The organism is Actinacidiphila epipremni, from assembly GCF_012034175.1.
Taxonomy (GTDB): Bacteria; Actinomycetota; Actinomycetes; order Streptomycetales; family Streptomycetaceae; genus Actinacidiphila; species Actinacidiphila epipremni.
The window spans coordinates 67,334-93,355 of the sequence record NZ_JAATEJ010000019.1; the positions used below are offsets into that span (position 1 = coordinate 67,334).

General features: G+C 69.7%; 27 protein-coding genes. 6 read left to right on the forward strand and 21 right to left on the reverse strand.

Going from position 1 to position 26,022, the window contains the following annotated elements:
* Nucleotides 1-175: 175 nt before the first annotated feature.
* The 8 genes from HCN08_RS22125 to HCN08_RS22160 all read right to left on the reverse strand — a co-directional run bounded on the left by HCN08_RS22125 (nucleotide 176) and on the right by HCN08_RS22160 (nucleotide 5,304).
* On the reverse strand, nucleotides 176-631 hold the full coding sequence (locus HCN08_RS22125; protein ID WP_167984940.1) for an NUDIX hydrolase: 456 nt from the start codon (nucleotides 629-631) through the stop codon (nucleotides 176-178).
* 21 nt (nucleotides 632-652) lie between these two features.
* Nucleotides 653-1,444, reverse strand: coding sequence for an STM4013/SEN3800 family hydrolase (locus HCN08_RS22130; RefSeq protein ID WP_167984941.1), 792 nt, complete (start codon nucleotides 1,442-1,444; stop codon nucleotides 653-655).
* Nucleotides 1,441-1,920, reverse strand: coding sequence for a hypothetical protein (locus HCN08_RS22135; protein WP_167984942.1), 480 nt, complete (start codon nucleotides 1,918-1,920; stop codon nucleotides 1,441-1,443). The genes HCN08_RS22130 and HCN08_RS22135 overlap by 4 nt, the downstream gene beginning before the upstream one ends.
* Nucleotides 1,921-1,939: 19 nt before the next feature.
* Nucleotides 1,940-2,578, reverse strand: coding sequence for a thymidylate kinase (locus tag HCN08_RS22140; protein WP_322974609.1), 639 nt, complete (start codon nucleotides 2,576-2,578; stop codon nucleotides 1,940-1,942).
* On the reverse strand, nucleotides 2,575-3,600 hold the full coding sequence (locus tag HCN08_RS22145; RefSeq protein WP_167984943.1) for a radical SAM protein: 1,026 nt from the start codon (nucleotides 3,598-3,600) through the stop codon (nucleotides 2,575-2,577). Before HCN08_RS22145 ends, HCN08_RS22140 begins: the two co-directional genes overlap by 4 nt.
* A gap of 95 nt (nucleotides 3,601-3,695) precedes the next feature.
* Nucleotides 3,696-4,544, reverse strand: coding sequence for a helix-turn-helix domain-containing protein (locus HCN08_RS22150; RefSeq protein WP_167984944.1), 849 nt, complete (start codon nucleotides 4,542-4,544; stop codon nucleotides 3,696-3,698).
* 21 nt (nucleotides 4,545-4,565) lie between these two features.
* Entirely contained in the window at nucleotides 4,566-5,090 is a 525-nt protein-coding gene (locus HCN08_RS22155; RefSeq protein ID WP_167984945.1) for a DUF6879 family protein, read from the reverse strand.
* The gene (locus HCN08_RS22160) at nucleotides 5,071-5,304 is read right to left on the reverse strand and encodes a hypothetical protein (protein WP_167984946.1); all 234 of its coding nucleotides are present in this window, start codon (nucleotides 5,302-5,304) and stop codon (nucleotides 5,071-5,073) included. Before HCN08_RS22160 ends, HCN08_RS22155 begins: the two co-directional genes overlap by 20 nt.
* A gap of 211 nt (nucleotides 5,305-5,515) precedes the next feature.
* On the opposite strand from HCN08_RS22160, the gene HCN08_RS22165 reads away from it, so the two are divergent.
* From HCN08_RS22165 to HCN08_RS22175, 3 genes are all read left to right on the forward strand, one after another.
* Nucleotides 5,516-6,694 carry a helix-turn-helix domain-containing protein gene (locus HCN08_RS22165; RefSeq protein ID WP_167984947.1) on the forward strand — a complete coding sequence of 393 codons (1,179 nt, stop codon included), beginning with the start codon at nucleotides 5,516-5,518 and terminating at the stop codon, nucleotides 6,692-6,694.
* 161 nt (nucleotides 6,695-6,855) lie between these two features.
* Entirely contained in the window at nucleotides 6,856-7,446 is a 591-nt protein-coding gene (locus HCN08_RS22170; RefSeq protein WP_322974610.1) for a DUF6879 family protein, read from the forward strand.
* Nucleotides 7,447-7,564: 118 nt separating this feature from the next.
* A complete protein-coding gene (locus HCN08_RS22175) occupies nucleotides 7,565-7,768 on the forward strand; it encodes a hypothetical protein (RefSeq protein ID WP_167984948.1) in 204 nt (67 codons plus the stop codon).
* A 27-nt stretch (nucleotides 7,769-7,795) separates the two neighbouring features.
* Here HCN08_RS22175 and HCN08_RS22180 read toward each other — a convergent pair whose 3' ends face one another.
* The gene (locus HCN08_RS22180; RefSeq protein WP_240970319.1) at nucleotides 7,796-8,506 is read right to left on the reverse strand and encodes a hypothetical protein; all 711 of its coding nucleotides are present in this window, start codon (nucleotides 8,504-8,506) and stop codon (nucleotides 7,796-7,798) included.
* 312 nt (nucleotides 8,507-8,818) lie between these two features.
* On the opposite strand from HCN08_RS22180, the gene HCN08_RS22185 reads away from it, so the two are divergent.
* On the forward strand, nucleotides 8,819-8,974 hold the full coding sequence (locus HCN08_RS22185; RefSeq protein WP_167984950.1) for a hypothetical protein: 156 nt from the start codon (nucleotides 8,819-8,821) through the stop codon (nucleotides 8,972-8,974).
* A 430-nt stretch (nucleotides 8,975-9,404) separates the two neighbouring features.
* On the opposite strand, the gene tyrS is transcribed toward HCN08_RS22185, so the two are convergent.
* From tyrS to HCN08_RS22225, 8 genes are all read right to left on the reverse strand, one after another.
* Nucleotides 9,405-10,808 carry a tyrosine--tRNA ligase gene (tyrS, locus tag HCN08_RS22190; protein WP_167984951.1) on the reverse strand — a complete coding sequence of 468 codons (1,404 nt, stop codon included), beginning with the start codon at nucleotides 10,806-10,808 and terminating at the stop codon, nucleotides 9,405-9,407.
* A 116-nt stretch (nucleotides 10,809-10,924) separates the two neighbouring features.
* Nucleotides 10,925-11,818, reverse strand: coding sequence for a glycosyltransferase family 2 protein (locus HCN08_RS22195; RefSeq protein ID WP_167984952.1), 894 nt, complete (start codon nucleotides 11,816-11,818; stop codon nucleotides 10,925-10,927).
* The gene (locus HCN08_RS22200) at nucleotides 11,815-12,903 is read right to left on the reverse strand and encodes a glycosyltransferase family protein (protein ID WP_322974611.1); all 1,089 of its coding nucleotides are present in this window, start codon (nucleotides 12,901-12,903) and stop codon (nucleotides 11,815-11,817) included. Before HCN08_RS22200 ends, HCN08_RS22195 begins: the two co-directional genes overlap by 4 nt.
* A complete protein-coding gene (locus HCN08_RS22205) occupies nucleotides 12,900-13,610 on the reverse strand; it encodes a class I SAM-dependent methyltransferase (RefSeq protein WP_167984953.1) in 711 nt (236 codons plus the stop codon). The genes HCN08_RS22200 and HCN08_RS22205 overlap by 4 nt, the downstream gene beginning before the upstream one ends.
* A 14-nt stretch (nucleotides 13,611-13,624) precedes the next feature.
* Entirely contained in the window at nucleotides 13,625-14,641 is a 1,017-nt protein-coding gene (locus HCN08_RS22210) for a nucleotidyl transferase family protein (protein WP_167984954.1), read from the reverse strand.
* A complete protein-coding gene (locus HCN08_RS22215) occupies nucleotides 14,638-15,534 on the reverse strand; it encodes a radical SAM protein (protein ID WP_167984955.1) in 897 nt (298 codons plus the stop codon). Before HCN08_RS22215 ends, HCN08_RS22210 begins: the two co-directional genes overlap by 4 nt.
* Entirely contained in the window at nucleotides 15,528-16,679 is a 1,152-nt protein-coding gene (locus HCN08_RS22220; protein WP_167984956.1) for a hypothetical protein, read from the reverse strand. Before HCN08_RS22220 ends, HCN08_RS22215 begins: the two co-directional genes overlap by 7 nt.
* 18 nt (nucleotides 16,680-16,697) lie before the next feature.
* Nucleotides 16,698-17,699 carry an alcohol dehydrogenase catalytic domain-containing protein gene (locus tag HCN08_RS22225; RefSeq protein WP_167984957.1) on the reverse strand — a complete coding sequence of 334 codons (1,002 nt, stop codon included), beginning with the start codon at nucleotides 17,697-17,699 and terminating at the stop codon, nucleotides 16,698-16,700.
* Nucleotides 17,700-18,067: 368 nt separating this feature from the next.
* On the opposite strand from HCN08_RS22225, the gene HCN08_RS22230 reads away from it, so the two are divergent.
* Together HCN08_RS22230 and HCN08_RS22235 are read left to right on the forward strand one after the other, a co-directional pair.
* Nucleotides 18,068-19,108: an AAA family ATPase gene (locus HCN08_RS22230; RefSeq protein ID WP_167984958.1), complete on the forward strand. Its 1,041-nt coding sequence runs from the start codon at nucleotides 18,068-18,070 to the stop codon at nucleotides 19,106-19,108.
* Nucleotides 19,105-19,665 (forward strand): phosphotransferase-like protein, encoded by a 561-nt coding sequence (locus tag HCN08_RS22235; RefSeq protein ID WP_167984959.1) that lies wholly within the window; start codon nucleotides 19,105-19,107, stop codon nucleotides 19,663-19,665. The genes HCN08_RS22230 and HCN08_RS22235 overlap by 4 nt, the downstream gene beginning before the upstream one ends.
* Nucleotides 19,666-19,695: 30 nt before the next feature.
* On the opposite strand, the gene HCN08_RS22240 is transcribed toward HCN08_RS22235, so the two are convergent.
* From HCN08_RS22240 to HCN08_RS36675, 4 genes are all read right to left on the reverse strand, one after another.
* A complete protein-coding gene (locus tag HCN08_RS22240; RefSeq protein ID WP_322974612.1) occupies nucleotides 19,696-20,544 on the reverse strand; it encodes a DUF1932 domain-containing protein in 849 nt (282 codons plus the stop codon).
* Nucleotides 20,541-21,215 (reverse strand): HAD family hydrolase, encoded by a 675-nt coding sequence (locus HCN08_RS22245; RefSeq protein WP_167984960.1) that lies wholly within the window; start codon nucleotides 21,213-21,215, stop codon nucleotides 20,541-20,543. Before HCN08_RS22245 ends, HCN08_RS22240 begins: the two co-directional genes overlap by 4 nt.
* Nucleotides 21,216-21,414: 199 nt before the next feature.
* Nucleotides 21,415-23,115 carry a proline--tRNA ligase gene (locus tag HCN08_RS22250; RefSeq protein WP_167984961.1) on the reverse strand — a complete coding sequence of 567 codons (1,701 nt, stop codon included), beginning with the start codon at nucleotides 23,113-23,115 and terminating at the stop codon, nucleotides 21,415-21,417.
* Between the two features lie 195 nt (nucleotides 23,116-23,310).
* Nucleotides 23,311-25,578: a discoidin domain-containing protein gene (locus HCN08_RS36675; RefSeq protein WP_167984962.1), complete on the reverse strand. Its 2,268-nt coding sequence runs from the start codon at nucleotides 25,576-25,578 to the stop codon at nucleotides 23,311-23,313.
* Nucleotides 25,579-26,022 lie beyond the last annotated feature (444 nt).

Here is a 26,022-nt window from a genome sequence, read left to right on the forward strand (position 1 = left end):
CGGGCCCAGGGGCCCACCGCCGTTCCGTGGTAAAGCCCCGCCGGCCGCGGGGGGCGACCGGGCCGGCCGCCGAATCCCCGGCAACGACGCCGGGCGACACGGCGGCAACCACGAGGCGATCCACCCGACGAGGCCACACCCGCTCCAGGCAGCCCCCTCCCCACCGAGGCCCAGGTCACCGACCTGGGCCTCCAACCCCGAACTCCCCCCGGCAGTCCGCCAGGAAGAGCGCGAGCGGACCGGCCGGAAGCAGGAACCGCCCCCGCGCTGCCGCGCGCAGCGCCTCGGCCATCGACCACCACGCGAGCGTGAACCCCTCCTCGCCGGCCGCAAGCTCCTGCGGCCCGCAGGTGAGACCACGGGCTTCATACAGATGAACCCGCGCGGGCACGCAGACGCCGAGAGCGTACGACCCCAGCGGTCGCCACGTCCTGGCAGTGATCCCCGCCTCCTCCCGCAACTCCCGCCGCGCGCACTCCTCGGGCGTCTCCCCGGCTTCCCGCCGACCGCCGGGCAGAAAAAGGAAGTCCCCTCGATGCGCCGGAAAGTGCGCACTGAGCAGAGCCACGAGCCCATCCCCGTCCCGGGCCACGACGACGGCCGCGTCCCGGACGACTGGGACCTCGCTCATACCGCCGGAGGCTAGTGCGCGTCAGCGCACCATTGCGGCGTACGGCACGTTCATGACGACCGGGTGGGCGATGCCGCGGCCGTGGTAGCCGTCCTCGCCGTAGGCGTCGCCGTGGTCGGCGCACAGGATGATCAGCCAGCGCTTCTTCACGGTGAGGGTGCTGATCAGGCGGGCGAGGTGGGCGTCGGCGTAGCCGAGGGCGGCCTGCTGCGAGGCGGCGGTGTCGCGGCTGTCGCCGAGGTAGTGGCCGTGGGGGACGTGGGTGGCCGAGATGTTGACGAACAGGTACACGGGCCGGCCGTCGTGGTGCTCGGCGATCTCCAGCGCGTGGTCCACCTGGTGCCGGGCGGAGTCGGGCTCGGGTGAGCAGAACTCGGGGCGCCAGTGGTCCTCGTCGAACAGGTCGGGCAGGACGGAGCCGAGTGGTGTCTCGCGGGAGAAGTACGTGACGCCGCCGACGCAGATGCTGCGGTAGCCGTGCTGGGCGAGACCCGTCAGGAGGTTGGGGGCGTCGAAGACGAAGGTCTGCGACGGGACCGTCTTGAACGCGGGCGGTCGGCACTCCCACAGCCGGGGCGGCTGCTCGGGCCGGGGCAGCTTGGGCAGGAAGCCGGAGAAGAAGGCGATGTGGGCGGGAAGGGTGAAGGTGCCGGGGGTCTGGCGTCGTTCCCAGCCGCCCTCAGGGAGCAGGGAGGCGAGGTGCGGGGTCAGCCCGTTGTCGTAGGCGGTGCGGGCGGTGTCGTAGCGCAGGGAGTCCAGCGTGACGAACAGGATGCCGGTCTGCGTACGGATGATCTCGGCTGCGTCGATCACGTGGTCGCCTCCGCTGTGGCCGGGGCGAGGTGCTCGATGGTTCCGCGGGCGCTGTCGCTGACGGGGATCGGTACCCGGTCCTCGGCGATCATCCGGCGAAGGCCGGCGAGTCCGGTGTCTTCCTGGAGCAGCAGGCCGTCGGCGTCGTAGAGCCGGATCCGGACGAGGTGCGTACCGTCCGGGCTGTCCGTTGCCGCCAGATAGGCGCCAGGTAGCGGCCGTCGGCTTCGGACGTAGGCAAGGAAGGTGTCCTCACCGATGCCGTCGATGGCGGTGACACGGCAGGCGTGGTGGTGGGAGTTGACGGCCCCCCGGCACAGACGGCGGAAGAACTCGGCCGTGACCGGTCGGCCGTCACCGCCCACGCCCAACTGCGGGGCCGCGGTGAGGGCGACGAAACTGGCGCCCAGCCACCATGCAACGCCCTCGTGGATCTGGCCGGGGAAGCGGCCGACCGCCCCGCCGTCCCTGATCACGGCATAAGTGTCGATGGGGTTAAGCACTCTGCGCCTCCAGGTCGGCGACGATCCAGTCGGCCAGGTGGCCTGGGGACTTGCCGTCCATGTCGAGAGGGACGGCGGTGGCGTCAGCAGCTCGGACCGACCGGAAGTTGGTCACCAGGCGCGCGAGTCGGCCGGGCACGGCGAGCAGATCGAGGTCGTCCTGCTTTGCGTCGGGCTTGATCGCGAGGCGCCCCCGCAGAGCTGCTTCGGAACAGCCCAGGTAATAGGTACGGGTCGGTGTCTCCAGGTAGGGCCGGAAAGGTTCGAGAAGGCCGGCGACCTCCTCGACGGGGACCTCGTGAACGGCGGCGTGGCATGCCACCACCGAGGAGGCGTATCGGTCGGCGACGACGGGACGGACCGCCCTCGCGAGCCGGATCAAGTCGGCGGCGTGGAGCAGCCCGGACAGGTAGAAGGCGAACTGCGGCAGCGCACGCAAGCGCTCGTTGATCAGTGCCGACCACCCGGTGTGGGGCGTGGGGAGGGTGTGCAGCGATGTCGCGCCGCCCAGCCGCTCGGCCAAGGCCCGGGCAAGGGTGGATTTTCCTGTGCCGGAGACGCCTTCGAGGACGATGAACGGGTGCTGCGGCCCGTCGAAGGGCAGAGGCCGGTACGGAGAAGGCAGGCTCACAGCGTCCCCTCCGTGAAAGCCGCGACGTGCCCAACAACCGTCCGGGCGAGCCGGGCGGGGTCGTCGACCAGGTCGTTCACTTCGACACGGAGGTCGTCGCGCAGCAGGCAGGGCTGTATGCCGCCGCCGTGGTCGACCCGCAGTGCCCAGAAGCCCTCTACGCACCGGGACCGTACGGGGCAGGTACCGCACTGGCCGACGTGGTGGCGGCCGAGGTCGCGGTGGATGACATCGATCTCGATGCCGTCGATACGGAAGACCCTGCGGCCCTGGCCGACTCCCGCGACCTCGATGTGCTCGTCGCTGGTGAGGGTGCGCAGATGCCCGACGATCTCGTCGGCCGGTACTGCCGAGGCGGCTCTGCCCACGTTGAAGTCGGTGCCGACCAGCTCGATGAACTGCACGGGAAGCCGCCGCTCCAGGGCGAAGTCAAGGATCTGGCGGACCTCGTGGGCGTTCTCCCGCTGCAACAGGGTGTTCAGCTCGACCCGCTCGAAGGTCTCGCGGGCGGCCTCGATGCCGTCCAGCACCGTGCCGATCCCGATACGCGTCCCTGCGATGGCCCGCAGCGAAGCGTCCGAGAAGTAGTGCAGGGACACTTTCACCTTGTCCAGGTGCGTCCTGGCCAGCCACGAGCGGTGGGTACGGATCCTGGTGCCGTTGGTGATCAGCGTGTAGGAGGCGTCCGGGCCGGGCTCGGCCAAGCCCTCCAGGACCTGCCGGGCGATCGGTGACGTCAGCGGCTCGCCACCGGTGAAGTACACGCGCTTCAGGCCGGCGTCCATGAGGGAGCCGATGACGGCGAGGTAGGCGCTGGCATCGAGCTGCCGGGGCCGCGGCTGCCGGGAACGGTCGTGCCGGGTCAGCGGCGGCGGCACGTCACCCTCGTTGTGGCAGAACCAGCACGCGATGTTGCAGCGCGGAGTGAAGGAGACGCGGAGCTGGCCGCGCAGGGCGGCGAAGTTGTGCAGTGCGGTCCAGTCGACGCCGGACGCCGGTAAGGAGATGGGTGGAGCGACCATGGCGGACTTCCTCCCGAAGAGGCGAGAATCGGCACCAACGACGCTAGGAACAGCAGCAGTTGCGGGTCCACGCAGTTGCACGCGGTTGCACGATTTCAACCGAGAGTGTCGAGGGCGCGCGTGATGCGGCTGCGGGCAGCGGCCCCGCGCAGGGCGTGCCGGGAGAGCTGATGGAAGGCCCGCAGGTACGTCCGGATCTCGCCAGGGCTGCTGACGTTGATCTCCGCCGTGAGGGTCTCGACGGCCACCATGTCCTCGTCGAAGGCGTAGAACGCCTCCAGCGGCCACACCGTGCGTCTGGCCTCGAACGGGATGATGCCGAGGGAGACGTTGGGCCTGACCATGAGTGAGAGCAGCGCCCGGAGTTGGGCGGCCATGGCCTCGTCGTCGCAGACCCGGTAGTAGAGCACCGCCTCTTCGAGCAGCAGCGCGAAGCCGTGATCGCCCTCGAAGACGACACGGGAGCGGGCCAGCCGAGCCTCGACCGCCCGCTCGACGTCATCGGGTGTGCCTTGGAAGGTCGTGATCGACCGCAGCAACCCTGTGGCGTACTCGGCGGTCTGCAGCATGCCGGGCACGAGGTTGGAGGCGTAGACGCGGAAGGTGCGGGTGCGCTGGTACAGCGGCGTGGTCTTCGCATGGACCTGCCGCAGGCCGTCCCGGTGGAGCTGGCGCCACTCGACGTACATCGAATCGGCGGTCCTCGACGCCGCGATGAGATCGGCCGCCAGCTCGGGCACACCGCACGCGTCGCACCAGGCACGAATGTCGTCGTCCGAGGGCGGCGTGATACCGCGGGCGATACGCGACGACTTCGACTTGTGCCAACCGCAGCGATCAGCCAACTCCAACCCCGACAGGCCGGCATCGAGCATCGCCTGTTTCAGGCGCTCGGCGATCTTGGCGCGGGCAGCCCGGGCCGAGGAGAGAGGCGACGTGGCCATGAGCCGACTGATCGTCCGCCGTCAGAGACTGAACTTCTCGTGCGGGATGGCACGGTCCCACACACCGTCGAATGCTTGGACGCAGCCGGCGACCGCCGCCGGCTCCTCGGTCTGGTCGGTCCGGATCCAGCGGCCGGCCTCGTCGAAGATATTGAACTGCACGAGGCGACGGTCGAAGAGCCAGAAGTCGTGCTGCGGGAGGGCGATTTCCACCGCGCTGCTCCTGGGCAGCCAGCGCACCTCCTCGCCCGCGGCCACGTTGGTGAAGGTGAACGAGTGCTCGTAGCGGATGTACTCGCTGGGGGGCTCCGTGACCACACGGGCGCGCTGGATCCGCACGCCCTTCGAGGTCACCTCCTGCACGAGGTCGAGCCAAGGACGCCACCACGAAGCGCGGTCGGCCGGGTCAAGGCGGTGGCCCCGCTTCCATGCCTCGAATCCGGCCGTCTCGTTCCCCATGTCGTAGGCGTCGCGCAGCTCCAGGTGAACCGCTGACCGCTCGACAGCACGGAGCAGGTCCGCGAAGCTACTCAAGCTCTGCGACATCAAGCGCCTCCCTGAGAAGCGGGATCATCCGCTTCGGCACACGCACGATCCCCTCGTAGGAGGGCATCGCGACATCCCGGTTGCAGGTCGCCTCCGTCCGGCGGTCGACCTTGACGCCCTGGAACAGCAGATCCTTGGAGTCCTCGTCGACCCAGACGGCCGGGGAGCCGTGGTCCCCCGACTCCGGGTCCTTCCCGACGAACCGTAGCGCCATGCTGTCCTCCAATGTCGAGCCAGTTGCAGTCGCTTGCGCAAGCCGCGCCGAGAACCAGCCGGTGCGGCGGCCAACGGCATCGCCCCGCAACGCTCCCTCACGTGGCGTCACATGCCTTTGACGTTCAGTGAAATCCCTTGCCGGTGAGATCAGTTCGCACAAGAGCCGCACAACCCGGTAGCGGGACGCCCTGGCCTGGAACAGTGGGTTCATGGACAGCACACCGGCCGCCGGGGAGAACATCGCCGTACTGCGCAAGGCCCGCGGGATGGGCCAGGCGAAACTGGCCCGCCTGTCCGGCATCTCCATCTCCTATCTGAGCAAGATCGAGACCGGCGACCGCCCGGCGACGCCTTCCGTGGTGGCCGCCATCGCCAAGCCCCTACGCGTCTCCACCGCACGGATCTACGGCCAGCCCTTCCTCGGCCTCACCGAGCAGGCCGACCTGCTCAACGACCTACGTGACGCCGTTCGCCGGCACACCCTGCCCAGGGAGGACACACCCGCCCCCGAGGTGCTGGCCGAGCGGCTGCGGCTTGCGGCTCGGCTGCGATCCGAGACGCGGTATCTCGAACTGCTCCGGGAGCTGCCGACCCTCCTCGGTCAGGCGACCGCGACCGCACTCGACGCCGGCGGTGACTCCCCGGCTTGGGGACAACTCGCCGACCTCTACGGCTGCGCCTACAGCGTGACGCACCGCTTCGTACAGCCCGACCTGGCCGACATCATCGTCGCCCGCCAGCAGTGGGCCGCCCAGCGGACCTGGAATCCGGGCGCGGAAGCGACCGCGGCCTGGAACGAGGCAGGCACGTACCAGAGCGCAGGCGCCTACGGCGACGGCATGGCGATCGTCGAGCGCGCGATCAGCCAGTACGAGAGCGCCCGCGCGGACAGCCCGGAGTCCGTGGTCGTCCTCGGCTCGTTGCACCTACGCGGAGTCGTCCTCGCCTCCCGCAACCGCGACCGCCACGCCACCGAGACGCACCTGCGCCACGCCAAGGGCTTGGCCGCCCAACTCGACGGCGACGTGCTGATGCACAACCTGACCTTCGGCGAGGGCAACACCGCCCTCTACGAACTGGCCGCCCACGTCGAGCTGGACCAGCCCGACAAGGCGGTGACCATGTCCACGCCCCTGATCGACCAGCCTCCCACAGGCCTCAAGCCCAACCGCCTCGGCCGCCTCTACATCGACGTCGCCCGCGCCCGCCTGGCCCTGAAAGACGCAGCGGGAGCGGAGGAGGCGCTGAAGGCCGCGTTCAAGGTGTCGCCGCAGATGGCAGAGATCCACCCGATGAGCCGCGAAGTCCTCCGCGTCCTCTTCATCCTCCACCAACGCGCCCGCCCCGACCTTGTGGCCATGGCTGAACGCGCGGGGCTTACTTCGTAGCCGGCCGCGAGCAGCCGCCGGCACGGAGCGATCAGGCACGCCCATGTCGGACTCCCGAGGCCCAGGTCACCGACCTAGGCATCCGGGCACACCCCGCCCTACCCGGCGGGACGGTCACCAGGACCCGGCCCGCATGATCCCGATCATCAGGAAGGCGCTCGATGAACTCGATCCCGGAGTTCGCTGAACTCCTCGCCGGCGCACGGCACTCGGCCGTCCACCTGGAGATGCGGGACGCGTACTACAGCAACCCCCGGTTCGAGGCGTGGCAGAAGGGGACGCGGGTCGACTGGGACGACCGCTCCTCGTGGTGGCGCCCCTTCCACCAGGACATCGCCGACGCCGTCGCCCGCGGCGTCGCGGTGCGCCGGGCCAGGGTGGTGTCCGAGCCGGTCACCGACTACATCCGCTGGGAGCACCAGCAGACCCGCGCCAACGTCGAAGCCGGCGAGGAGGTCCGCTGGCTGCCCCGCCACCGGGCGTGGGACCTGCTCCTGCCCGGCACCGACCTGTGGATCTTCGACGGGCGCCTCATGCGCGTCCACCACTTCTCCGGCGACGGGGAGTGGACCGGCAAGGAGCTGTGCGACGACCCCGCCGTGGTCGGCCGGCACGCGGCAGCGTTCGAGCAGGTGTGGCAGCGGGCCGTCCCGCACGACGCGTACGAGGTCGTACTGCCGGATGCCATGCGGGATGGGCATCCGGCGGTCGTGGCCCGGGGCGGGGCGGCCCGTAGCGGGCCTCTGGGCTGAGGCATGCCGTGCCGGGCGCCTCACTTCTCCGGCGACGGCGGGCGGGCGGGCCCGCCCCTCGGCAGCGGCGACGACGAGTACGGGGCCGTGCGCGTAGGGTGCTCGGGAGGAGGCGGTCATGGAGTGGATCAACCCCGCGCGGGCTGAAGTCATCGCGGCGCTGCGGCAGCGGCAGGCGGCCGGGCCACGGGCCGAGTGCTCGCGGTGCGGCGGGACCGGCGAGACGCGGCTGCCCGCCTCGCGCGGCGGTAGCGCGGTGGTGTGCCCGCGGTGCGGCGGCCGGAGGTCCGTACCGGCGGTGCGGATGTTCGTGACCGGCTGACGTACCGGCTCCCCGGGCGCCGCCCGGTCAGGGCATCGCGCCGGCCAGTGCTGCTCGGACCAGGGCGCGGCCTCGGGTTGCCGTGCGGGTGCGGTCGGGGGGCACCTCGGGGGGTGCGGGGTTTGCGCAGGGGCGGCAGTGGCCCTCGTACGGGATCGGGCGCGCGCAGGCTGCGCACTCGTAGCGGCGGGGGCTCGGCGGTGGTGGGGCCTCGGGCGGCGGGGGCAGCTTACGAGTGAGGCGGTCGCGGAGCAGCGCCGAGGCGCTGTGGACGCGTTCGGGCAGGCCCGCGAGCAGCGCGTGCGAGAGGTCGCGGGCGCCCAGGCCGCGTTCCAGCCAGGGCACGACCAGCGGCGCGAGCGTCACCGCCTCCCGCGCCCCGAGCCGCAGCCGCGGCTCCGGCGCCGTCACCCGGCAAAGCAACGCCGCGGCCTCCGCCCTCGCCGCGTCCGGCGGCCCGGGCGGTGGCGCCGCCCGCTGCCGGGGGAGGGTGGGTTCTTTCTCCAGGTTCTTTACGGGGTTGCTTCCCGGGTTCTCGGCCCCCGGCCCACCGGGACCCGGCATCCCGGCCCCCGGCGCGACCTGCGCCGACGCGTACGGAGTGTCGTACACATGCGCCTGGCTGACGATCGTGCCGTCCGCCTGCCGCACCCGGTCGACCCGGTAATACCCGAACGCCGTCAGCTCCCGCAGCGCCTTCGCCACGGCCATCCGCCCCTGCGGACTGCTGTCGGCCATCCGCCGCAGATCCTCCCGCCAGCCGTCCGGCCGGGAGAGCAAATCGGCCAAGAGGCCGCGCGCGGTGTACGAAAGTCGCCGGTCTTGCAGGGCTGTGTTCGGCATGACGGTGAAACCGCGCGTGTGGCGGATACGATGGATCTGCATGGGGAGCGTTGACTCCTTGTGCCAGGCCCCGGAGCGTTGGCGCGCTGCCGGGGTCACTTTTGCGTGACCGTTCGTGACAGAACGTATCACGCTCCTCGCCCATGATCGACCACTTCTGATCGTTCCCGGTCGCCGCGCAGCTCCCGCCGCTCCGGGGCGGCACGCATGGGCCCGCGGTCAGACGGCACCGAACTCCCCGGCGCGGACGCCCTCCACGAAGGCGGCGAGCACCATGCCGTCGTCTACGACCACTTCGCCGACCCGGGCTCGGGCGCCCTCTGGACCCGCTGGCAGGACGGCACCGAGCCGGACACCGTTTAGCTCCGCCCGGACTGCCCGGTCCGCTCCGAACACGGCGCCGCCTGTGTCCAGTTCGCCGCGTACCCGGGGTCGCACTCCTTCGAGACGGAGGAGCCGAGCGCCCCGAAGACGCCCTGAGGGACCCCTTCCGGAGCGTCCTTGTTGCTCGGTTCGACGTCGGACCGCCGGTCACCACGGCGTCACGCCGTGGAGGCCGGCGGGGCGCCGCGCCGAGCAGGCCGTGGACGGCGTCGGCGACCTCGGGCCAGGTCCCGAAGCCCATTGAATGAGCGGGGCGTTGGGGCTCTGCCATGTTCACCAGGGCAGAGCCGTTCCGCTCTTCTTCGCTGCCCCGAGCCGACGTCGTCGTGGCGGTCAGTCCAACGGGCGCTGCCGGTGCCCCGGGAGACACGTCTGCGGCGAGTCGCGAAACGGTCCACGCTGGGCCAGGTCATGCGTCGATACGGGTGACCTTCCGGCCCACCTTGAGGTACAACTCGGCGCCGGCGAGGGGCCCGGCCTCACCCACGATGTCGCCGAGTGTCTGCTGTACGGAAGCCTCGGTGAGCTGAGTGGTCTGCTGGTCTCCCCCTGCTTCGACGATGAGGCGAAGCCCGTTCTGCTGCGCCACACGCCGAACAGCGGAGACGCTGGAGGCGAAGCCCAGGGTGCGGCTGATCAGCACCCCAAGTGCGTCTTCGGCATGGTCCTTCAGCGAGACGACGGGGATGTTCTGGGCGTCGCCGAAGGAGCGCTTGGAGAAGCGCGCTGTGAACTCCGCGCGGGCTGCCGCGGCGGCGTCCAGGCCGTGGAGGGCGGCCACGACCTCACCGGCGAGGATCCGCTTGACCGCCATCGGGTGCGCGGTCCCCTCCTCCAGGCGCTTGGTGACGACGCGGATCTCGTCGTCCGTCCACTCGGTGAGCAGTTGGAGGTAAGGCTGGGTGAGGTGGTCGGGGATGGACATCAGGCGGCCGTAGACGTCATCGGGCGATGCCGAAAGTCCGACGTAGTTGCCTTTGCTCTTGCTCATCTTGGTGCCGCTCCCGTCGGTGCCCTCGATGAGCGGGGTGGTGATGACGACCTCGGCGGCCTGGTCCGAGATCTCCATGACCTTGCGGCACATCTGGAGATTCAGCAATTGGTCCACACCGCCGAGTTCGACGTCGGCGTCGATGGCGACCGAGTCCCACGCCATGACGACGGAGTACACGAACTCGGCGACGGACAGGCCGTGCCCCTCGGCGAGCCGAGTCCGGAAGTCCTCACGCTGGAGCGACATGGACACCGGCACCCGGGCCAGCACACCGACGAGTTCCGGCAGGGTGACCTTGTTCAGCCACTCGCCGTTGAAACGCAGGTCGGCACGCTCGAAGTCGATGAACGGCGTGACCTGCTGCTGGTAGCCGCTGAGGTTGCGGGCGATGTCCTCGTCGGTGAGCGGTGGCCGTTCCGAGGAGCGGCCCGACGGGTCGCCGATCTTTGCTGTGACGTCGCCGATGATGAAGACGACGTGGTGGCCCATCCGCTGGAAACGGCTGGCGATGATGATCGGCACCGCGTGGCCGAGGTGGACGTCGGGCGAGGTCGGGTCGATGCCGTACTTCACGACGAACGGCCGTCCCGCCGCGTGCGCTGCTTCGATTTTCTCGGCCAGGACCGCTGCCGAGGGGATCAAGTTGATCGCGCGGCTCTCGACCAGAGCCGCCTGCTCCTGCGGGGAGAGGTCGGACAGATCCAGAGACCGCCGTACTGTTGTCTCGCCGAGCAGCTGCGCGACCGTATAGTCCGCGCCCAGGTCCGCTCCATCGAGGATGTGCATGACACGGGTGACGGACTCACTCAAACGGCTCATAGCGCCTATACGCTCCTGGGTCGGACAACTGGCCTGACCAGTAGGGGGCTGGAAGGGGCGATTTTATCATCGCCGCCTACTGCTCATCGCCGAATTGATCACTGCCGGGGCTACCGTCATTGCCTCGCGCTCAGCCGCACGATCGGCCGTCCCGTGATCACGCTGGAAAGAGACCGGAACCACGGTGCTATTGAATCCCGAGCACGGAGAGCACTGATGAGTATTCTCGGAATCAGAAGTATCGCGGGCACACGCCGACCTCGCTGCACGGCGGATTCGATCTGATGGCCGAGAGCGATTGTGCGGAAATGCAGGGAAATCCTTCGGAGGCGGCAACCGGTCGCCCAGCCGGGGGGATCCCCACGCATTTCCTGGAGACAGTCGGCGAGGGCAGCGCAGACTTCCGCCCGGTAGTCCTGTGACACGCCTGGCGTGCTGCGGTCGGTCATGCTGCTCGGGTGGACACGGTAGAAAGTCGAGGGGGTGGAGAGCACGATTCCGTGGCCGGCTTCACGTAAAGCATGGAAGAAGATCTCGTTGGCCGCAGGCAGCAGGCTGCGGGCGGCCTCGCGATGAACGACCAACGTGCTGGTGTTCCCGCCGGGGTGCGGCTCCTTCACCATCGGATTTCCGTCGGAGTCGACGACGTTCTCCCGGTGTTCGATGAACAGCGCCCCGCCCGCCATCGCCTCAGCGCACGTACGCAGCTTCGAAGGGTGGAACCAGTCGTCGGCATCGAGCAAAGCCACCCAGTCGCCGGTGCTGAGGAGAAAGGCGTCCGTCAAGGTCTGCGCGAATCCCTGCCGTTGTCTCCGGATGACCTTGACGTTCCCCTTGTGGCGCAGGCACACCTCTTCGGTTTCGTCGTTGGAGCCGTCGTCGATGACGATGATTTCCTGGAGGGTGAAGTTTCCGGGCTCCTGTTCCATGCAGCTTGTTATGGCCTGGTCGAGATACCGGCCGTAGTTGTGGCAGAGGATGACGCACGAAATGCGCGGTGGGGCACTCACCGGTCACCCCCATACACGCGGCCGTACTGTTCCAGGATCTCCTGATGTTCGTAGGCCCTGTATTCGAGGAACTCGTGGTCCAGGCGGCGGACCCCGGAGCCGAGCCGATCCGCAGCCTCCTCAAGGGCGCTCAGGAATTTCTCGCCGAAGAGGTTGGGGTGCCCCTGCGACCAGTCGAACCATTCGGGTTCTTCGACGAGCCCCCGGTGCCGTTCGTACTGCTCGTGCACGTGCCCGGTGAGGGAGCAGACCGGCAGGAGGTTCAAGTCGAAGGCCAACTCCAGCTGTCCCGAGTGGCTGCCCCAGAGATACGGGAGTATCAGCGCGTCCGATGCAAGGCCGGCTCTGACCACTTCCTCGTCCGTGGGATACGGGCGCATGGCCAGGCGTATGCGGGGGTCGCGCCCGGCCGTCTCCAGAAGGAGCGGGGCACGGCCACCCTCGATGAAGTCGGCGGGGCTGAACGCGCGCAGAAGGACGTGGAGGGTGCTGTCGGGGTCGATCACGCCCAAGCTCCAGTTGGCCATGGTGGACAACTGGTCGCGGCTGGCACGGGAGGCCCCGTACATCAGATACCGGGGCGAAGCGCTCGGCTCGCGCTCCAGGCCGGCAAGGGTCTCCGGCGCCGCGACGTACCCGTGCGGAACGACGACCGCGTCGGGGCGGGCGCCGAGGATTCCGGTCAGCTTGGTGGCGGAGCCTGTGGTGAGGCAGACCCAGCCCACGTCGGCCGAGTGGAGCATCCGAAGCCGCGCGGTGAAGTCCTCGGCGCTGCCGACCATGGGCCGCGTGTCGTGAGCGGTGAAGACGACGTTGACCCCCTCGCGCAAGCAGGCGTCGAGCAGGCGCTCCAAGGTGGCCAGATCCTCGAAGTCGACGTGGTGCAGATGAAGCACATCGAGCCATGTAAAGGGTCGGTGATCGAGGAGCCAGGTCGCGTCGACCGCTGCCGGCACCATGTCGCCGCCAGCGATCTCGGTGCCGTTCAGGATGCGGAAGTCGCGGCTGCGCAGCTTCCAGGCGTACGGGGTACGCGCCGGGAGGTGGACGACACGCAGTGCCTTGGGTCGGGGCTTCCGCGTCACTGCCGGCCCCTGTGCGTCTCTTCGGCACCGACGAGAAGCAACTGGGTGGACAGGCCGTTGGAAGCGTCGTCGCTCCGCGTCAGCCCTGCGTAACGGATCTCGAATCCCGAGGCGGTCAGCAGTGCCTGGAACTCGTCGCTCGCCCACTCCCGGACGTGGCTGGGGTTGCGGGGCGGGCCAGGAGCGCTGTATCCGCTGCGGCACTCTCGGGCAGGCGTGGACAGTACGGCGACCGCGCCTCCCTCCACGAGGAGGCCGTGGACCAGTGACAGGACCGGAGCCGGGTCAAGCAAGTGCTCCACGACGTCGGAGCAGATCACGATCGAACGACGCACAAGGGAGGCGTCGATCGGCAGTCGCTCGGCCGATTCCAGGTCGACCTCGATCCACTCGCCGAAGGGGTGGTTGTCGCGGCACCACACGAAGTTGTCACCGAAGTCGACGCCGATGAACGTCCAGTCCGGGTATCCGTAAGCCAGCGATGCCAGCTTGCCGGCCCGTCCGCAGCCGATGTCGATCACGACGTCGCGGCCGAGTTCCTTGGCCCGCGTGGCGGCGTACGGGTATACGTCGGGCTGCCAGGTCACGGTGTCGTCCGTCTCGTCGATGAAGTACTCCACCTCCTTTCGACTGCGGTAGCCGTTCCTGATGAAGTACGTCTCGGGGCCGCCAATGGGCTGGTGGAAGGCCGCGGTGTCCGCGTGCATGAGAAGCTCCCTGTTCACTTCGGCCAGTGGGAGAACAGCGAGAGAATCCGCTCGACCAGTTGCTCACGTATGGCCAGCCATTCGGGGCTCCTGGCGCGGCGCGCAGCCGCCGCCCGGTCGTACGCCGGGCCGTCCACCTCGGGCAGGCACGCGTACATCTGGAGAAGTGCCGAGCCGTCTTCGGAGGGAGCAGTGTCGGCGTCGGCACCCAGCAGGGCTCGGATGTCCTCGCCGGGCAGGGAGGCGTCGATGCCTGAGCCGGGAATGCTCTTGCTCATCTTGGGGAGGCCGCCGAGGCCGGGGATCATCTTGGTGTAGATGCCGGACAGATGTTCCGAGGGCAGGCCCCAGCGTTCCGCTCCGCGTCGGGCGAGGGCGACGTACTTGTGCTCGTCGACCCCCAGGGACACGAGGACGTGGTGACCCTGAAGGAGGAGGTGGACGAAGTCCGCGGCCATGAGCAGCGTGGCCTGCTTCATCCCGTAGTTGAGGTGGTCGAAGACACCGTGGTTGCGGTAAAGGCCGGCCAGGTCTTCCTCCGCCCACTGGAAGTCGGCGTCGTCCAGGTGGCGCGACAGCAGGAACGCGGTGGCCATGACGTCGGTCTCGCCCTCCTGCCTCCGCAGGACCCCGCAGTCGGCGTCGAACCCCAGCCGGAGGACGAACTCCTCGTACCGGTCGGCGAGCTGCCGCACCGAGTCCAGGGGCGTACGGCGGGCATTGTAGGAATCCAGGTCACCCAGCACGATCTGGACGTTGAGCCCGCACTGCTGCAGCTTGACCGCGCGCAGCAGCTGGAAGAGGGTGCCGGCGTGGGGCGGTCCGCCGAGGCCGACGCCGGTGGTGACCGTGGCCGGCTCGCCCATGGCCACTGCCTCCGCGAAGTTGCCGGCTCCGGTGTGGCACATCCACTTCGTGCGCAGATCGTCGGGGCTCATCCCCGCAAGCCCGAAGTCGATGGCGCCGAGTCCCAGCCGCTCGTAGCGGTGCTGGTCGATCACACTGTCGTAGTACGCGGTGTCGAACTTCATGCGGTTCCTTCCCGATGCGTCTGCTCACGAAGGGCGAAAGCCCGGCGGACCAGCGGCTCGAACCCGTCGACGAGCAGGTTGCCGAGCACGGCGTTTCGAGGTGCCGCGACGCTGCCGAGGTCCGCCGTGACCGTGCCGTCGGCGAGGACCCAGACGCGGAACGGATACGGGTCCTCCGGGGCACGTGTCGGCTGGGCGTAGATGGTCATGTCGTTGATGTCGGCGTGCAGGTTGTCCACGGCTCGGACGAAGTCCCGTCTACCGAAGCCGTAGATCCCCGCCTTGCGGGTGCTCGCGCGGCCCACGGGGCGGTACTGGGAGATCAGCCAGTACTCGACCTCGGTTCGCCGGGACACTTCGGCGATGAGCAGCGCCAGGCGCGGCAGTTCCTTCACGGACACGGCTGTGGTGAAGGTGTTGAACGCGAGCCGCCGCTGGTCCGCTGCGAGGAAGTCGACGTTGGACAGGAAGCGTTCGAAGTAACCCTGACCTCGGAACCAGTCGGCGGTCCTGGAGTCCGGGCCGTCGACCGCCAGGGAGTACACGGTCACGTGGTCACGGATGCCGGCAAAGCGTTCGCTCAGGAGCAGCCCGTTGGTGTGGAGGTTGGTCTCGAAGCCCGCCTCGGTGGCGTGCCGGAGAGCCGCCTCCAGGTGGTTGTCGTACGGCATCACGGGGTCGCCGCCGGTGAAGACGCACCGGTGGGCCTCGGACTCCGAACGGAGGCGGTCGATGGCACGACGGACGGTGTCCGCGTCCGTGCTGACCTTGTTGCGCTCGCGGTAGCAGAAGCGGCACACGCCCGGGGACGTGCTGGTCGGTGCCAAGTCCCAGGCGTTGCAGTCGGTGTTGAGGACGAGGTGGACGATGGGGAGTTCGTCGTGCGTCAGCATGATGTCGGCTCCTTGGCCCCGGAGGCGGCGTGGAGCGGCGACCGCAAGGTGGGGCGGCGGAGCGAGCGGAGTTGGTGCAGGTCACCACCGGTGAGCCGTACGAACTTCTTGAGCGTGTCCAGGCCCGCGCCCGCTTCGATGATGGCGAGAGCCTCGCTGATGGCGGTCTGAATGGTGGGGGCCGCTTCGGAGATCACCAACAGCAGGGCCGCGTTGAGGGCGACGGCGTCGCGCGCCCGACCGGTGTCCTGGCCGGCCAGTACGCGAACCGCGGCAGCGACGTTCTCCCGGGGCTCCTCGTGCTGGGTGACCGAGGCCAGGTCCAGCGGCATCGCGGCTGCGCGGTTGTGCACCTCGTTCTGGAAGGGCACGTTCTCGGCGCCGGCGCTGATACGGCAGGCCCGTACGGTGCTTCCCGGGAGCAGCTCATCGGCCTGGACCGTCCGGCCCGTACTGGAGTTGACGACGGTCACGTCCAGCAGGCCGAGCCGGGACAGCAGCCGAGCGGAAACGGTGACCGCGGGGTGCGCCAGACCGTAGACGTAGGCGGGGCAGGAGACCGGGCTGAGGAGGGCCGGAAGCGCCAGGCTGAGGGCGTGTACGGCGTGGAACCGGCCTCCGTAACGGCGGTCGAACTCCGGTATGCGGTTCTCGATGGAGAAAAACCCGAAGCCGATCTGCGCGGTGATGTCGACCATCTCCTGATGCGGCACGGCGTCGCACGGCGCTCCCACCAGGTCGATGAAGTCGCGCGATCCGGTCTTTGACGACGCGCTGCGCGACCCGAGCTTCGCGATGTGCGCTCCTCCGGCCGCCGCTACCAGCGCGGCGGCCGTGCTCAGGTTGATCGTCTTGAAGGACTTCTTCCCGCTGCCGGTGTAGCCGACGAACCGCGTGCCGGCGGGGGGCTGGTGAAAGTCCCAGCCGGGTCGGTCCAGGGCGGTCGCCGCCAGGACCGCCGACTCCACCTCCGTCAGCCGCGGCCCCCGGATCAGCAGACCGGTGAGGACGCTGGCCAGCATCGCGTCCCGGGCGTGGCTCTCCGGTAACGCAAGGATGTGCGCGATGCCGTCGCGGACGATTTCCGGTGCGATCTCGTCAGGAGAATTGATCTTGTGGACCAGCAAGGGTGCTGTCGTCGACACGGTGTCGCCTCCTTTCCATCAGGTGTGGGACGTGAGGAGGAGCTTGAACGGGCGATGCCGGGCACCGCTCTTCAGTGCCCTCAGCCCCTGCGGGAGATCGCCGAGAGGGAAGCGGTCCCGGGTCATGAGGGCGGCCCAGTCGCCGCCTTTTGCGACGATGCCGACGGCGTCCGTGAAGTCGTCGTGGCCGTCCGCGCGGCAGTACGAGAAGGAGCCGCGCAGAGTGATCGAGCGCCGGAAGATCTCCCGCAGGGCGACGGAGAGCACCACCTGGGGCGCGTAGGCGTTCTGCACGAGAACGGTTCCCCCGTCACGGACGGCCTTCAGCGCCTGGCGTACGGGGGCGTCGCTACCACCGGACGCGGCGTCCACGACGGCGTCGCATCGTGGCAGCTCACCGGTATGGAGGCTGATGTGTGAGGGGAGCACGTAGCTCAATTGGTGTAACTGGCAGGGCTTTCTGATGAGCATGTGGACGTCCCATCCCGCGTCCGCAGCGCATATTGCCGTGCAGACCCCGAGGACGCCGCCGCCGATGATGCCGAGCCGCCCGGTGGCTGCCGGGAGGCCGCAGCGGACGCCGTGCAGGGCCACAGCCATAGGATCGGCAAGGACGCCGTGCGCCGGATCGTGGAGCGCGGGCAGCGGGACGACGTTGTCCCGGGGCACCCTCACGGCGTGGGCGAGACCCCCGGGCAGGTCCCATCCGACGCGTCGCAGTTCCGGGCAGAAGTGCACCTGCCCGCGCTCGCAGTACCGGCACGAGCGGCAGGGAACCAGCGGATCGACGGCGACCCAGCCGCCGGTCTCCCTGTCGATCCCGACGATCTCGTGACCGGGGTACCACGGCTCCGGCAACTGCCCCTGCCAGGGATGGCTGAGCTTCGCGACGTCACTTCCGCAGACGCCCGTGTAGTGCACCGCAACGTGCGCCGTGCCGCGCACCGCGTGTACGCCGACGGGCGCAGGGGCCCAGCCGAGGACGCCCTTCGAGACCGACCATCCGTAGGGGGCGTTCACCGGTCTCTCCAACTGCTCAACAAGGACGGAAGGGCCTCCACCCCGGGGATCGCGGTGCCGGACCAGCTGAACACGGCGGCGTCGAAATACGGTGCCGGCTTGCTTCGCCCCCACGCCTCGGCGATGTCGGGGGAGGCGTCGCAGCCGGCGGCCACCGTGAATCCCCCCTTCCGATCCGGTACGGGCAACTGGGCACCGACGCGATCAGCAAGGGCCGCGTCAGTGCGAACCATCACAGCGGTTCGGGAGGCCGCGGAGTATCACGAGCAGTTGCCGAAGCTCCTCATCACAAGGGCATGGCCGGCCAACCACGCCTTCAACATCGGCTTACACATGGGTTCATGAGAGGCTTGCTTAGGCTCCCGATCATGACCATTGATGGGCAGGCGGTAGGCGTGGCGGGGAAGAGTCGCCCGGGCTGGCGCCCGGACAAGTTGAGGCGGCAGCGTGAAGCCCACGGTCTGACGCTGGAGGGCGCGGGTGAGCGTCTCCGAGAGGTGGCCCGAACCGCCGGACTGACCGTGCCGGCGGCCAACTTCCAGACGCTCTGGCAGCACGAGCAGGGCGAGGTCTACCCCGGACCGCACTATCGGCGCGCCTACTGCCTGATGTACCGCGCGACCGAGCCCGAGCTCGGATTTCGCCACGCGCTGCCGGACGAGGCCACGAAGCTCTCGTTCACGGCATCGAGCGAGCCGCACGACGGCTCCCACGTACTGGCCGTGGAACGCGCCCTTCTCCAACTCACGCCCGCAACACGGGACATGGACGGACTGGGTGTGCAGCAACGGATCCTCGACGCCTGGAAACGACGTCACACCGGCGGCGACCCGAACAGGCCGACGCTGATGATGGTCGGAGGCTACGCGGGAAGCGGGAAGTCGGAGTTCTCCCGCTTCATATCCCAGCTCACCGGCTGGCCCGTCCTCGACAAGGACCCGATCACGCGACCACTCGTCGAACGCCTCCTCGTGGAACTCGACAGCGACCCCAACGACCGGCACACCGACATCTACCGGCAGCAGGTCCGCCCACTGGAGTACCAGTGCCTGTTGGAGACCGCGTACGCGAACATCGACTGCGCGATCAGCACCGTCCTCACCGCGCCGTTCGTCGCCGAGGCCACCGACCACCGGTGGATGCGGCGCCTGATCAATCGCTGCGAAGCGCGCGGCGTCACCGTCGTTGTGGTCTGGGTTCAGTGCGACCTCGACACGATGCATGAGCACGTCAGCTTCCGGTCCGCCGCCCGGGACAGCTGGAAACTCCAGAACTGGGAGGCGTACGCCGCAGGACTCGACCTCGAACTGAAGCCCGTCGTTCCTCACTTGGTGGTCGACAACCGGCTCGGTGCGGCAATCTCCCTCACGGATCAGGTACGCCAGGTCTTCGGGACGGTGTTCCCGTGAGACCGGGCGTTCTGCTGTACGGTCCGCCGGCGGCAGGCAAGGACACGATCACGGCGGCCCTCGTGGCTCTGGACGGGCGGTACGTTCCCTTCACCCGGCTGAAGGTCGGGGGCGGGAAGACCTCGGGCTATCGGATGGGCACGCCGGAGCAGCTTGCCGACCTGGAAGCACACGACGACGTCATCTACCGCAACGAGCGGTACGGCAACGTCTACGTCGTGGACCGGCCTGGCCTGGAAGAGGTCACCGGGGGCGGAGGGATCCCGGTCGTACACCTCGGGCAGATGGCAGGCGTGCAGGTGGTCGGCGACGGCTTCCCTGCCCGCTGGGCATGTGTCCTGCTGTGGTGCTCCAGGCAATCCACGGCCGAACGGTCACGTCAGCGGGGTGACGCGGACACCGTGGCGCGGCTGGCCGCGTGGGACGCCACACAGGCCGACCTCGCCGCCCATCCGCACGCTCGGTGGGAGCTGCGCGTGGACACGGATACGACGGCGCCTGCTGAGGCAGCGAAGCGGATTGACACCGTCGTACGCGCGGCGGTACCTCGCTCATAACGGCCAGAACCGTTGTGGGCGAGACGGGGCTCACCTCGGGGCGTCCGGCTCCCGCCGCAGGGCCTCCAGTGCTTCGGTGATGTCCAGCTGAGTGTCTTTGCAGTCGTCCCAGCGGGCGAGCGTCGCGGCAGCCGCGTGCATGAGCAAGTCGGGCAGCCCGACGTCGGCGACCAGGGAGGCCGCCTCCCCGATCTCCGGGCCCCAGCGCCAGGCACGGGTCGCGGTCTTGGGGATGTAGTCGGTTTCGACGAGATAGCTGCGAGTGCGCTGGGCCGCGATCGCCAGCAACTCGTCCCCGACGCCGTACGCGTCGGCCGCCCCGTACGCTACGGCTGCAAGCACGCGGGAGACCTTCTGGTAGCTGGTGTACGCGAGCTTCAACGCGGAGGCAGCGCCAAGGTTCTCCCCGAGGACCTGCGTCCGGACTTCGGTCCCCGCGAAGAGCTCAACGATTTGGTCGGTCTGTTCGCCGGCACCGGCCAGGTACAGCATCGGCGTCTTGCCGCCCGTCGGCGGCGATCCGACCACCGCGGCGTCCACCACCGGCATCGGAGCCAGGCATTCGGCAATGCCTGACATCCGCAAGGGGGAGACGGCGTTGGCCTCCACGTAGATCGCAGTCGCGCCGGCTACGACCGCAGCCACATCAGCGGCGGTCTGCTCGGCAGCGGCCGGCGGGCACAGAGATAGCACGACATCGGAGCGGAAGACGAGTTCGGCCAGCCCGGCGGGTTCAAAACCGGCGCCGTCCGCCCGCTCGCGGGTCGCCGCGCTGCGGCCGTCCGGGCACCACAGCACGACGTGGCCACGGGCATGCAGTTGGGCGCCGACCGCCGCGCCCATGCTGCCGGGGTGCAGCAGTCCGACGGTCGCCGTCACGTCCGTCCCCGCAGCCGGCTTACTCCCGGCAAGAGAAGGTCAACGGCCGCCCGGGCGCAGGACACCGTATGGTCCGGGGCCGGCGCGGACGGGTCCCAGGGGCGGCGGCCGTGCGCAATCCAGATGGTGTGCAGGCCGGCCGCACGACCGCCGCCGACGTCGTTGACCGGATTGTCGCCGACCATCCATCCGCCATCGGACAGCGCGGTTCCGCACCGCTGCGCCGCCAGCGCGAAGTGCCCGGCTTCCGGCTTGCGCACCTCGCCCTCCCCGGAAACGTAGGCACCGTCCACATGGTCGACGATACGGGTGGCCCTGAGCTTGGCCCACTGGATGTCCGCCATACCATTGGTCGCCACGCCCACCCGCCAGCCGGCGGCACGCAGTTCGTCCAGACCGTCGAGGACCTCGGCGGGGCACGACACCATGGCGGCGATGTCACGGCAGTACGTGTCCCACAACTCGGAGGCGGGCGCGGACAGGTCACAGCGAGCACGGATCGCCTCGAACGTGGCGGGGTACGTACGCTCACGGACCAAGCCCAAGACGTACTCGTACTCCACCTCACCCAGACCGTGCCGAGCCACGAACCCCGCGACCCAACTGGCAAGCGTGCCCTGCCGGTCCACGAGCGTGTTGTCGAGGTCGAAGAGGACGAGCGGGGGTCGCATGCCCTGCATTATGACTTGCGCAATACAGACGGCTCCGCTCATCGGAGCACCGGCCAAGCGGTCGTACGGGCAGGCCGCTCTCCGAATAGCCCGTGCGCCCGGCATCCCTTGCTGCGAAGGCCGCGTGGACCAAGCAGGCGACGGCCGGGCCGTTCCCTCACTCCTCGGCAGCGCGCGGCGCCCGGCGGCCGTTGACGCCTCACGCCGTCGTCAGGAGTTTGCGGACGTGGTCCGCGGCCTGTGTCACCGGTACGGACTCGGTCTCGCCCGTGGCGCGGGTCGTGATCTCGACGGTGCCGGTGGTGAGGCCGCGGGCGCCGATCGTGATGCGGTAGGGGATGCCGATCAGTTCGGCGTCGCGGAACTTCACGCCGGGGCGTTCGTCGCGGTCGTCGAGGAGGGTGTCGACGCGGGCGGCGCGGAGGTCGCGGTAGAGGGATTCGGCGGCGGACGTCACGGGGGTGTCGGTGCCGAGGACGGTGAGGGTGGCCTCGAAGGGGGCGATGGCGGCGGGCCAGATGATGCCCTTGTCGTCGTGGTGGGTCTCCACGACGGAGGCCAGGGCGCGTTCGACGCCGATGCCGTAGCTGCCCATGACGGGGACGATGGGGCGGCCCTCGGGGCCGAGGACGGAGACGCCCAGCGTCTGGGTGTACTTGCGGCCGAGCTTGAAGATGTGGCCCACCTCGATCGTGACGACGACCTCCAGCGCCGTACCGCACTGGACGCAGGGCTCGCCGGCGGTGACCTCGCGCAGGTCCGCCCAGCGGTCCACCTCGATGTCGCGGGCGACGCTCACGCCGCGCAGGTGGACGCCGTCGGCGTTCGCGCCGGTCGTCATGTCGGTGCGGCCCCGCAGGGATTCGTCCGCGAGGATGAGCAAATTGCTGACGCCGACCGCGCCGAGGCTGCCGGGCGAGGCGCCGAGCGCCGCCCTGATCTCCTCCGGCGTCGCGGGCCGCAGGGCCGTCGCCGCGAGGGTGTCGGCGAGCTTCTGCTCGACCAGGGCGTGGTCGCCGCGCATCAGGATGAGCGTCAACGCGTCGTCGACGACGTAGACCAGCGTCTTGATCTGCCGCGACGCGGGCACACCGTGCAGGCGGGCGAGTTCGTCGATCGTACGGGCGTCCGGGGTGTCGAAGCGCTCCGGCGCGGCCAGGCCGGGGCCGTCCTCGACCGTGGGCAGCGCGGACGCGGCCTTCTCGGTGTTGGCGGCGTAACCGCAGCCGGGGCAGCGTACGACCAGGTCCTCGCCGGCCTGCGACGGGCTCATGAACTCCACCGACGCGCTGCCGCCCATGCTCCCGCTGGACGCCTGCACCGCGAGCGCCGGCAACCCCAGCCGCGCGAAGATCCGTTCGTACGCGGCCCGGTGCAACGCGAAGGAGCGGTCGAGCGCTTCCTCGTCCGCGTCGAAGCTGTACGAGTCCTTCATCGTGAACTCGCGCACCCGCAGCAGCCCGCTCTTCGGCCGAGCCTCGTCCCGGAACTTCGTCTGGAACTGGAACCACATCTGCGGCAGGTCGCGGTAGGAGCGCAACTCCTGCGACAGCACGGTGAAGATCTCCTCGTGCGTCATCCCGAGCGCCAGATCCGCCCCCTTGCGGTCCCTGAGCCGGAACATCTCCTCGCCCATGACCTCCCAACGCCCGCTGCGCTGCCAGATCTCCGCCGGGTGCAGGGCGGGCAGCACGAACTCCTGCGCGCCGATCGCGGTCATCTCCTCCCGGATGACGTCCATGATCTTCGCCCGCACCCGCACCGCCAGCGGCAGCAGCGAGTAGTGGCCGGCCATGAGCTGCCGGATGAACCCCCCTCGCACCAGCAGGCGGTGACTGACCGCATCCGCGTCCGCCGGGTCCTCCCGGAGGGTGGGCACGTACAGCTGGGACCAGCGCATGGGACCGGGGACCGTCCTCTCGGGAAGACCAGGGAGCCCCGCAGTTTAGCGGCGCGGCCCCGCCCGGATCGCGCCGTTTTACCGGACCCGGGAGGCCCCTGACCCGGGAGGCCCCTGACCCGGAAGGCCCCCGTGCACGGCGAGGGGTTGCCTGGCGCGCACACGGGGGCCACGGGAACTACCGGGCCTCGGGGGCTACTTCGGTGGGGCGCCCCAGGTGTACGTGGCCGGGCCGGTCAGGTTGGTCCAGTTGGTGCCGTCCGCCGAGGACTGGACCGCGAGGGTCTGGGTGCGTGGGGGCCAGCCGGGCGGGAGGGTGAGGCCGAGGGTGGAGAGCGGGGAGGACGCGCCGAGGTCCACGGTCAGGATCGCAGGCCAGGCCCCGGGTTTGCTCTGCCAGTACGTCGCCGGGACGCCGTCCACCGCGTTGGCCGCCGGCAGGCCCGCGTCCTCGCTGGTCGCCGTCGCGCGGGCGCCGAGGGCCACGTCGCGGCCGGTCGGGTCGTACGCGCCGAACTCACCGAGCTGCGCACCGGATTGCGTGCTGTTGGCGCTGAACGTCAGCCGCAGGAAACGGGACTTGACGCCCGTGGGCAGTGGGACGGAGACCGTCTCGCCGGCCGTGTCCTCGCTGAACGCCACGTCCACCGGCGGCTGTTCGCCGATGAACTCCGTCGCGCCGCCCTCGCCGAGCACGCCCACGTCGAGCGTGCACGCCTCCAGCAGCGTGGCGTCCTTCACGCCGTCCTTCTGGCACAGCGCAACTGCCTTGTCGAACACGGCCTTCGGCAGCTGGTCGGCCCAGAAGGCCGCCTTCGGGTCGGAGTTCTGCGTCTTGTCCCCGCACACCGCCACCAGCGACTGGCCGTCCGGGACGCGCCAGCTGTCGCCGTAGACGCCGTAGAGCGTGCTGAGGTCCACCGGGATGGGCAGGACCAGGCCGGTGCTGGTGCGCAACGCGTCGGTCGTGCCGGGGGCGTTGGCGAGCAGGCCGACCACCGGCTGCGGGTACGAGCCGAGGCCGACGTGGACGTCCACGTAACCGGGGTTGAGGGTCGCGGACATGCTGTCGCCCTGCGGGTCGGTCACGACGTACTGGCTGCCCGAGCGCGTGATCCGGTCGCCGGACGGCAGGCTGATCGTGCCGCCCGGGTCGAGCGAGGCGGCCGAGCCGTTGACGACCAGGCCGCGCGAGGCGCACACCGCGACGGTGTCCGCGCCCATCTGCGTGGCCACACCGCTGTTGACGGCCGCGCCCGGCCAGCCCAGCGGGGCGCCCGAGACCTGGTTGGACTGCACCGTCATCGTCGAGGAGCGCGCGAGCGTGAAGGCGCCCTCCGCCTGGAAGTCGTAGTACGTGCCTCCGAACGTCTGCAGGTGCGTGTCACCGGTGCCCTGCGCCGAGGCGCAAGAGGCGGGTGTCGTCAGGACGTTGGACTGCACGCTCTGCAACGACGGTGACGCGCCCACACCGTAGGCGGGCGAGCCGACGAGGTTGAGGTTGTTGGTCTCGCCGGTGTAGCCCTGCGTGATGCATGTCGGCGCGTTCGTCGTGCCGTTGTGGGTCACGGTACGGACGGTGAGCGTCGAGCCGGGGTTGAAGGTGGCCTGCGAACCGCCGCCGTTCCCGCCGATCATGAACTCCACCGCATTCCACGCCGCCGCCAGGCTCAGCGTGCTGTCCGCCGTGGACGCGCTCACGCTGCCGCCGCCGGTCGACATCACCACGGTGTCCAGCGCGCTCGTCACGTTGCCGGACAGGCTCAGGCTCGCGAGGTTGCCGATCGGCTGCGACGGCACGGCGACGGCCGGGCCGTTCTTGTAGCAGTGGACCGAGTACGTCCACCAGCCGGCCGGGCAGGTGGCCGCGTAGTTCAGGATCCAGAACTGGATGAACGAAGAGCTCGCCCCGGAGCCGGGGTTGGAGAAGATGAACTGCTCCCAGCCCTGGCACCCCGGGTGCCCGGCGCACACCGGGCTGGAGAAGGGCGCGCTGTTGAGCTGCAGCGAGTACGAGTTGGCGACGCCGCCGCCGGTCTCGCTCGTCACGCCCGAGACGGTGGGGAAGGAGCCGGTGGCGCCGTTCAGCACGCCGGAGACGCCGGCGGAGTAGTCGATGCCGTTGCCGACGACGTACGGCGTGCCGCCGGAAGCGGAACCGGAGCCGGCGCCCGGCGCCGCGGCGACGGCAGGCAGGTGCGGGCTGGCCGCGGCCCCGGCGGCGGCTGCGGCTCCGGTGGGCGCGAGCGCCGCCGCCGGTGCGAACGGCTTGGCCGGCGCTGTCGTGCAGGCCGTGCTCTGCCAGGCCAGCGCCGGATACGACGCCGTGTAGCAGCCCTTGGCCGGCGTGGCGAGCTGCGCGATCGCGCTGTGCCACTGCTGCGCGGTCAGCGGCGCCGGACTCGCCGAACCCGCCGCCGAGCCCGACGGGATGAGCAGGCTCGCCAGCAGCGTGGCGACCACGGTGGCGACGGCCGCGCCGATACGGCGGAGCCGTCTGCGTGTGAGCCGTCTGTGCGTTGGTGCGGAAGGACCCTCAAGTGGCATGACTGCGCCTCACCTTCTCGCGAGAGGAGCCCCACGGACACCGCGGCGTACGCGCAACGGTGCGGAAGTGCGGACGTGCAGACGTTCAGGCGTACAGACGTTCAGGTGCACTGACGTTCAGGCATGCTGACGTTCAGGCGTGCTGACGTTCAAGTGCGCCGACGTGCAGGTGTGCGGACATGCGGTTGTGCCGACGTTCAGGTACGCCGATGTTCAGGCGTGCTGACGTTCAGGAACACTGACGTTCAGGCGTGCCGACGCGCAGTGGTGCTGACGTTCAGGCGCGCCGACGTTCAGGCGCGCGGAGGAACCGCCGTGCGGGAAGAGCCAAGTGCCGACGTAGCGAAGAGCGATGTCGGG

Excerpts from the sequence above, each read along its gene's own strand:
- HCN08_RS22125 (WP_167984940.1), bottom strand. The coding sequence starts at position 631 with ATGAGCGAGGTCCCAGTCGTCCGGGACGCGGCCGTCGTCGTGGCCCGG.
- HCN08_RS22145 (WP_167984943.1), bottom strand. The coding sequence starts at position 3,600 with ATGGTCGCTCCACCCATCTCCTTACCGGCGTCCGGCGTCGACTGGACC.
- HCN08_RS22150 (WP_167984944.1), bottom strand. The coding sequence starts at position 4,544 with ATGGCCACGTCGCCTCTCTCCTCGGCCCGGGCTGCCCGCGCCAAGATC.
- HCN08_RS22155 (WP_167984945.1), bottom strand. The coding sequence starts at position 5,090 with ATGTCGCAGAGCTTGAGTAGCTTCGCGGACCTGCTCCGTGCTGTCGAG.
- HCN08_RS22160 (WP_167984946.1), bottom strand. The coding sequence starts at position 5,304 with ATGGCGCTACGGTTCGTCGGGAAGGACCCGGAGTCGGGGGACCACGGC.
- HCN08_RS22165 (WP_167984947.1), top strand. The coding sequence starts at position 5,516 with ATGGACAGCACACCGGCCGCCGGGGAGAACATCGCCGTACTGCGCAAG.
- HCN08_RS22170 (WP_322974610.1), top strand. The coding sequence starts at position 6,856 with ATGAACTCGATCCCGGAGTTCGCTGAACTCCTCGCCGGCGCACGGCAC.
- HCN08_RS22175 (WP_167984948.1), top strand. The coding sequence starts at position 7,565 with ATGGAGTGGATCAACCCCGCGCGGGCTGAAGTCATCGCGGCGCTGCGG.
- HCN08_RS22180 (WP_240970319.1), bottom strand. The coding sequence starts at position 8,506 with ATGGCCGACAGCAGTCCGCAGGGGCGGATGGCCGTGGCGAAGGCGCTG.
- HCN08_RS22185 (WP_167984950.1), top strand. The coding sequence starts at position 8,819 with ATGGGCCCGCGGTCAGACGGCACCGAACTCCCCGGCGCGGACGCCCTC.
- tyrS (WP_167984951.1), bottom strand. The coding sequence starts at position 10,808 with ATGAGCCGTTTGAGTGAGTCCGTCACCCGTGTCATGCACATCCTCGAT.
- HCN08_RS22205 (WP_167984953.1), bottom strand. The coding sequence starts at position 13,610 with ATGCACGCGGACACCGCGGCCTTCCACCAGCCCATTGGCGGCCCCGAG.
- HCN08_RS22210 (WP_167984954.1), bottom strand. The coding sequence starts at position 14,641 with ATGAAGTTCGACACCGCGTACTACGACAGTGTGATCGACCAGCACCGC.
- HCN08_RS22215 (WP_167984955.1), bottom strand. The coding sequence starts at position 15,534 with ATGCTGACGCACGACGAACTCCCCATCGTCCACCTCGTCCTCAACACC.
- HCN08_RS22230 (WP_167984958.1), top strand. The coding sequence starts at position 18,068 with ATGACCATTGATGGGCAGGCGGTAGGCGTGGCGGGGAAGAGTCGCCCG.
- HCN08_RS22245 (WP_167984960.1), bottom strand. The coding sequence starts at position 21,215 with ATGCGACCCCCGCTCGTCCTCTTCGACCTCGACAACACGCTCGTGGAC.
- HCN08_RS22250 (WP_167984961.1), bottom strand. The coding sequence starts at position 23,115 with ATGCGCTGGTCCCAGCTGTACGTGCCCACCCTCCGGGAGGACCCGGCG.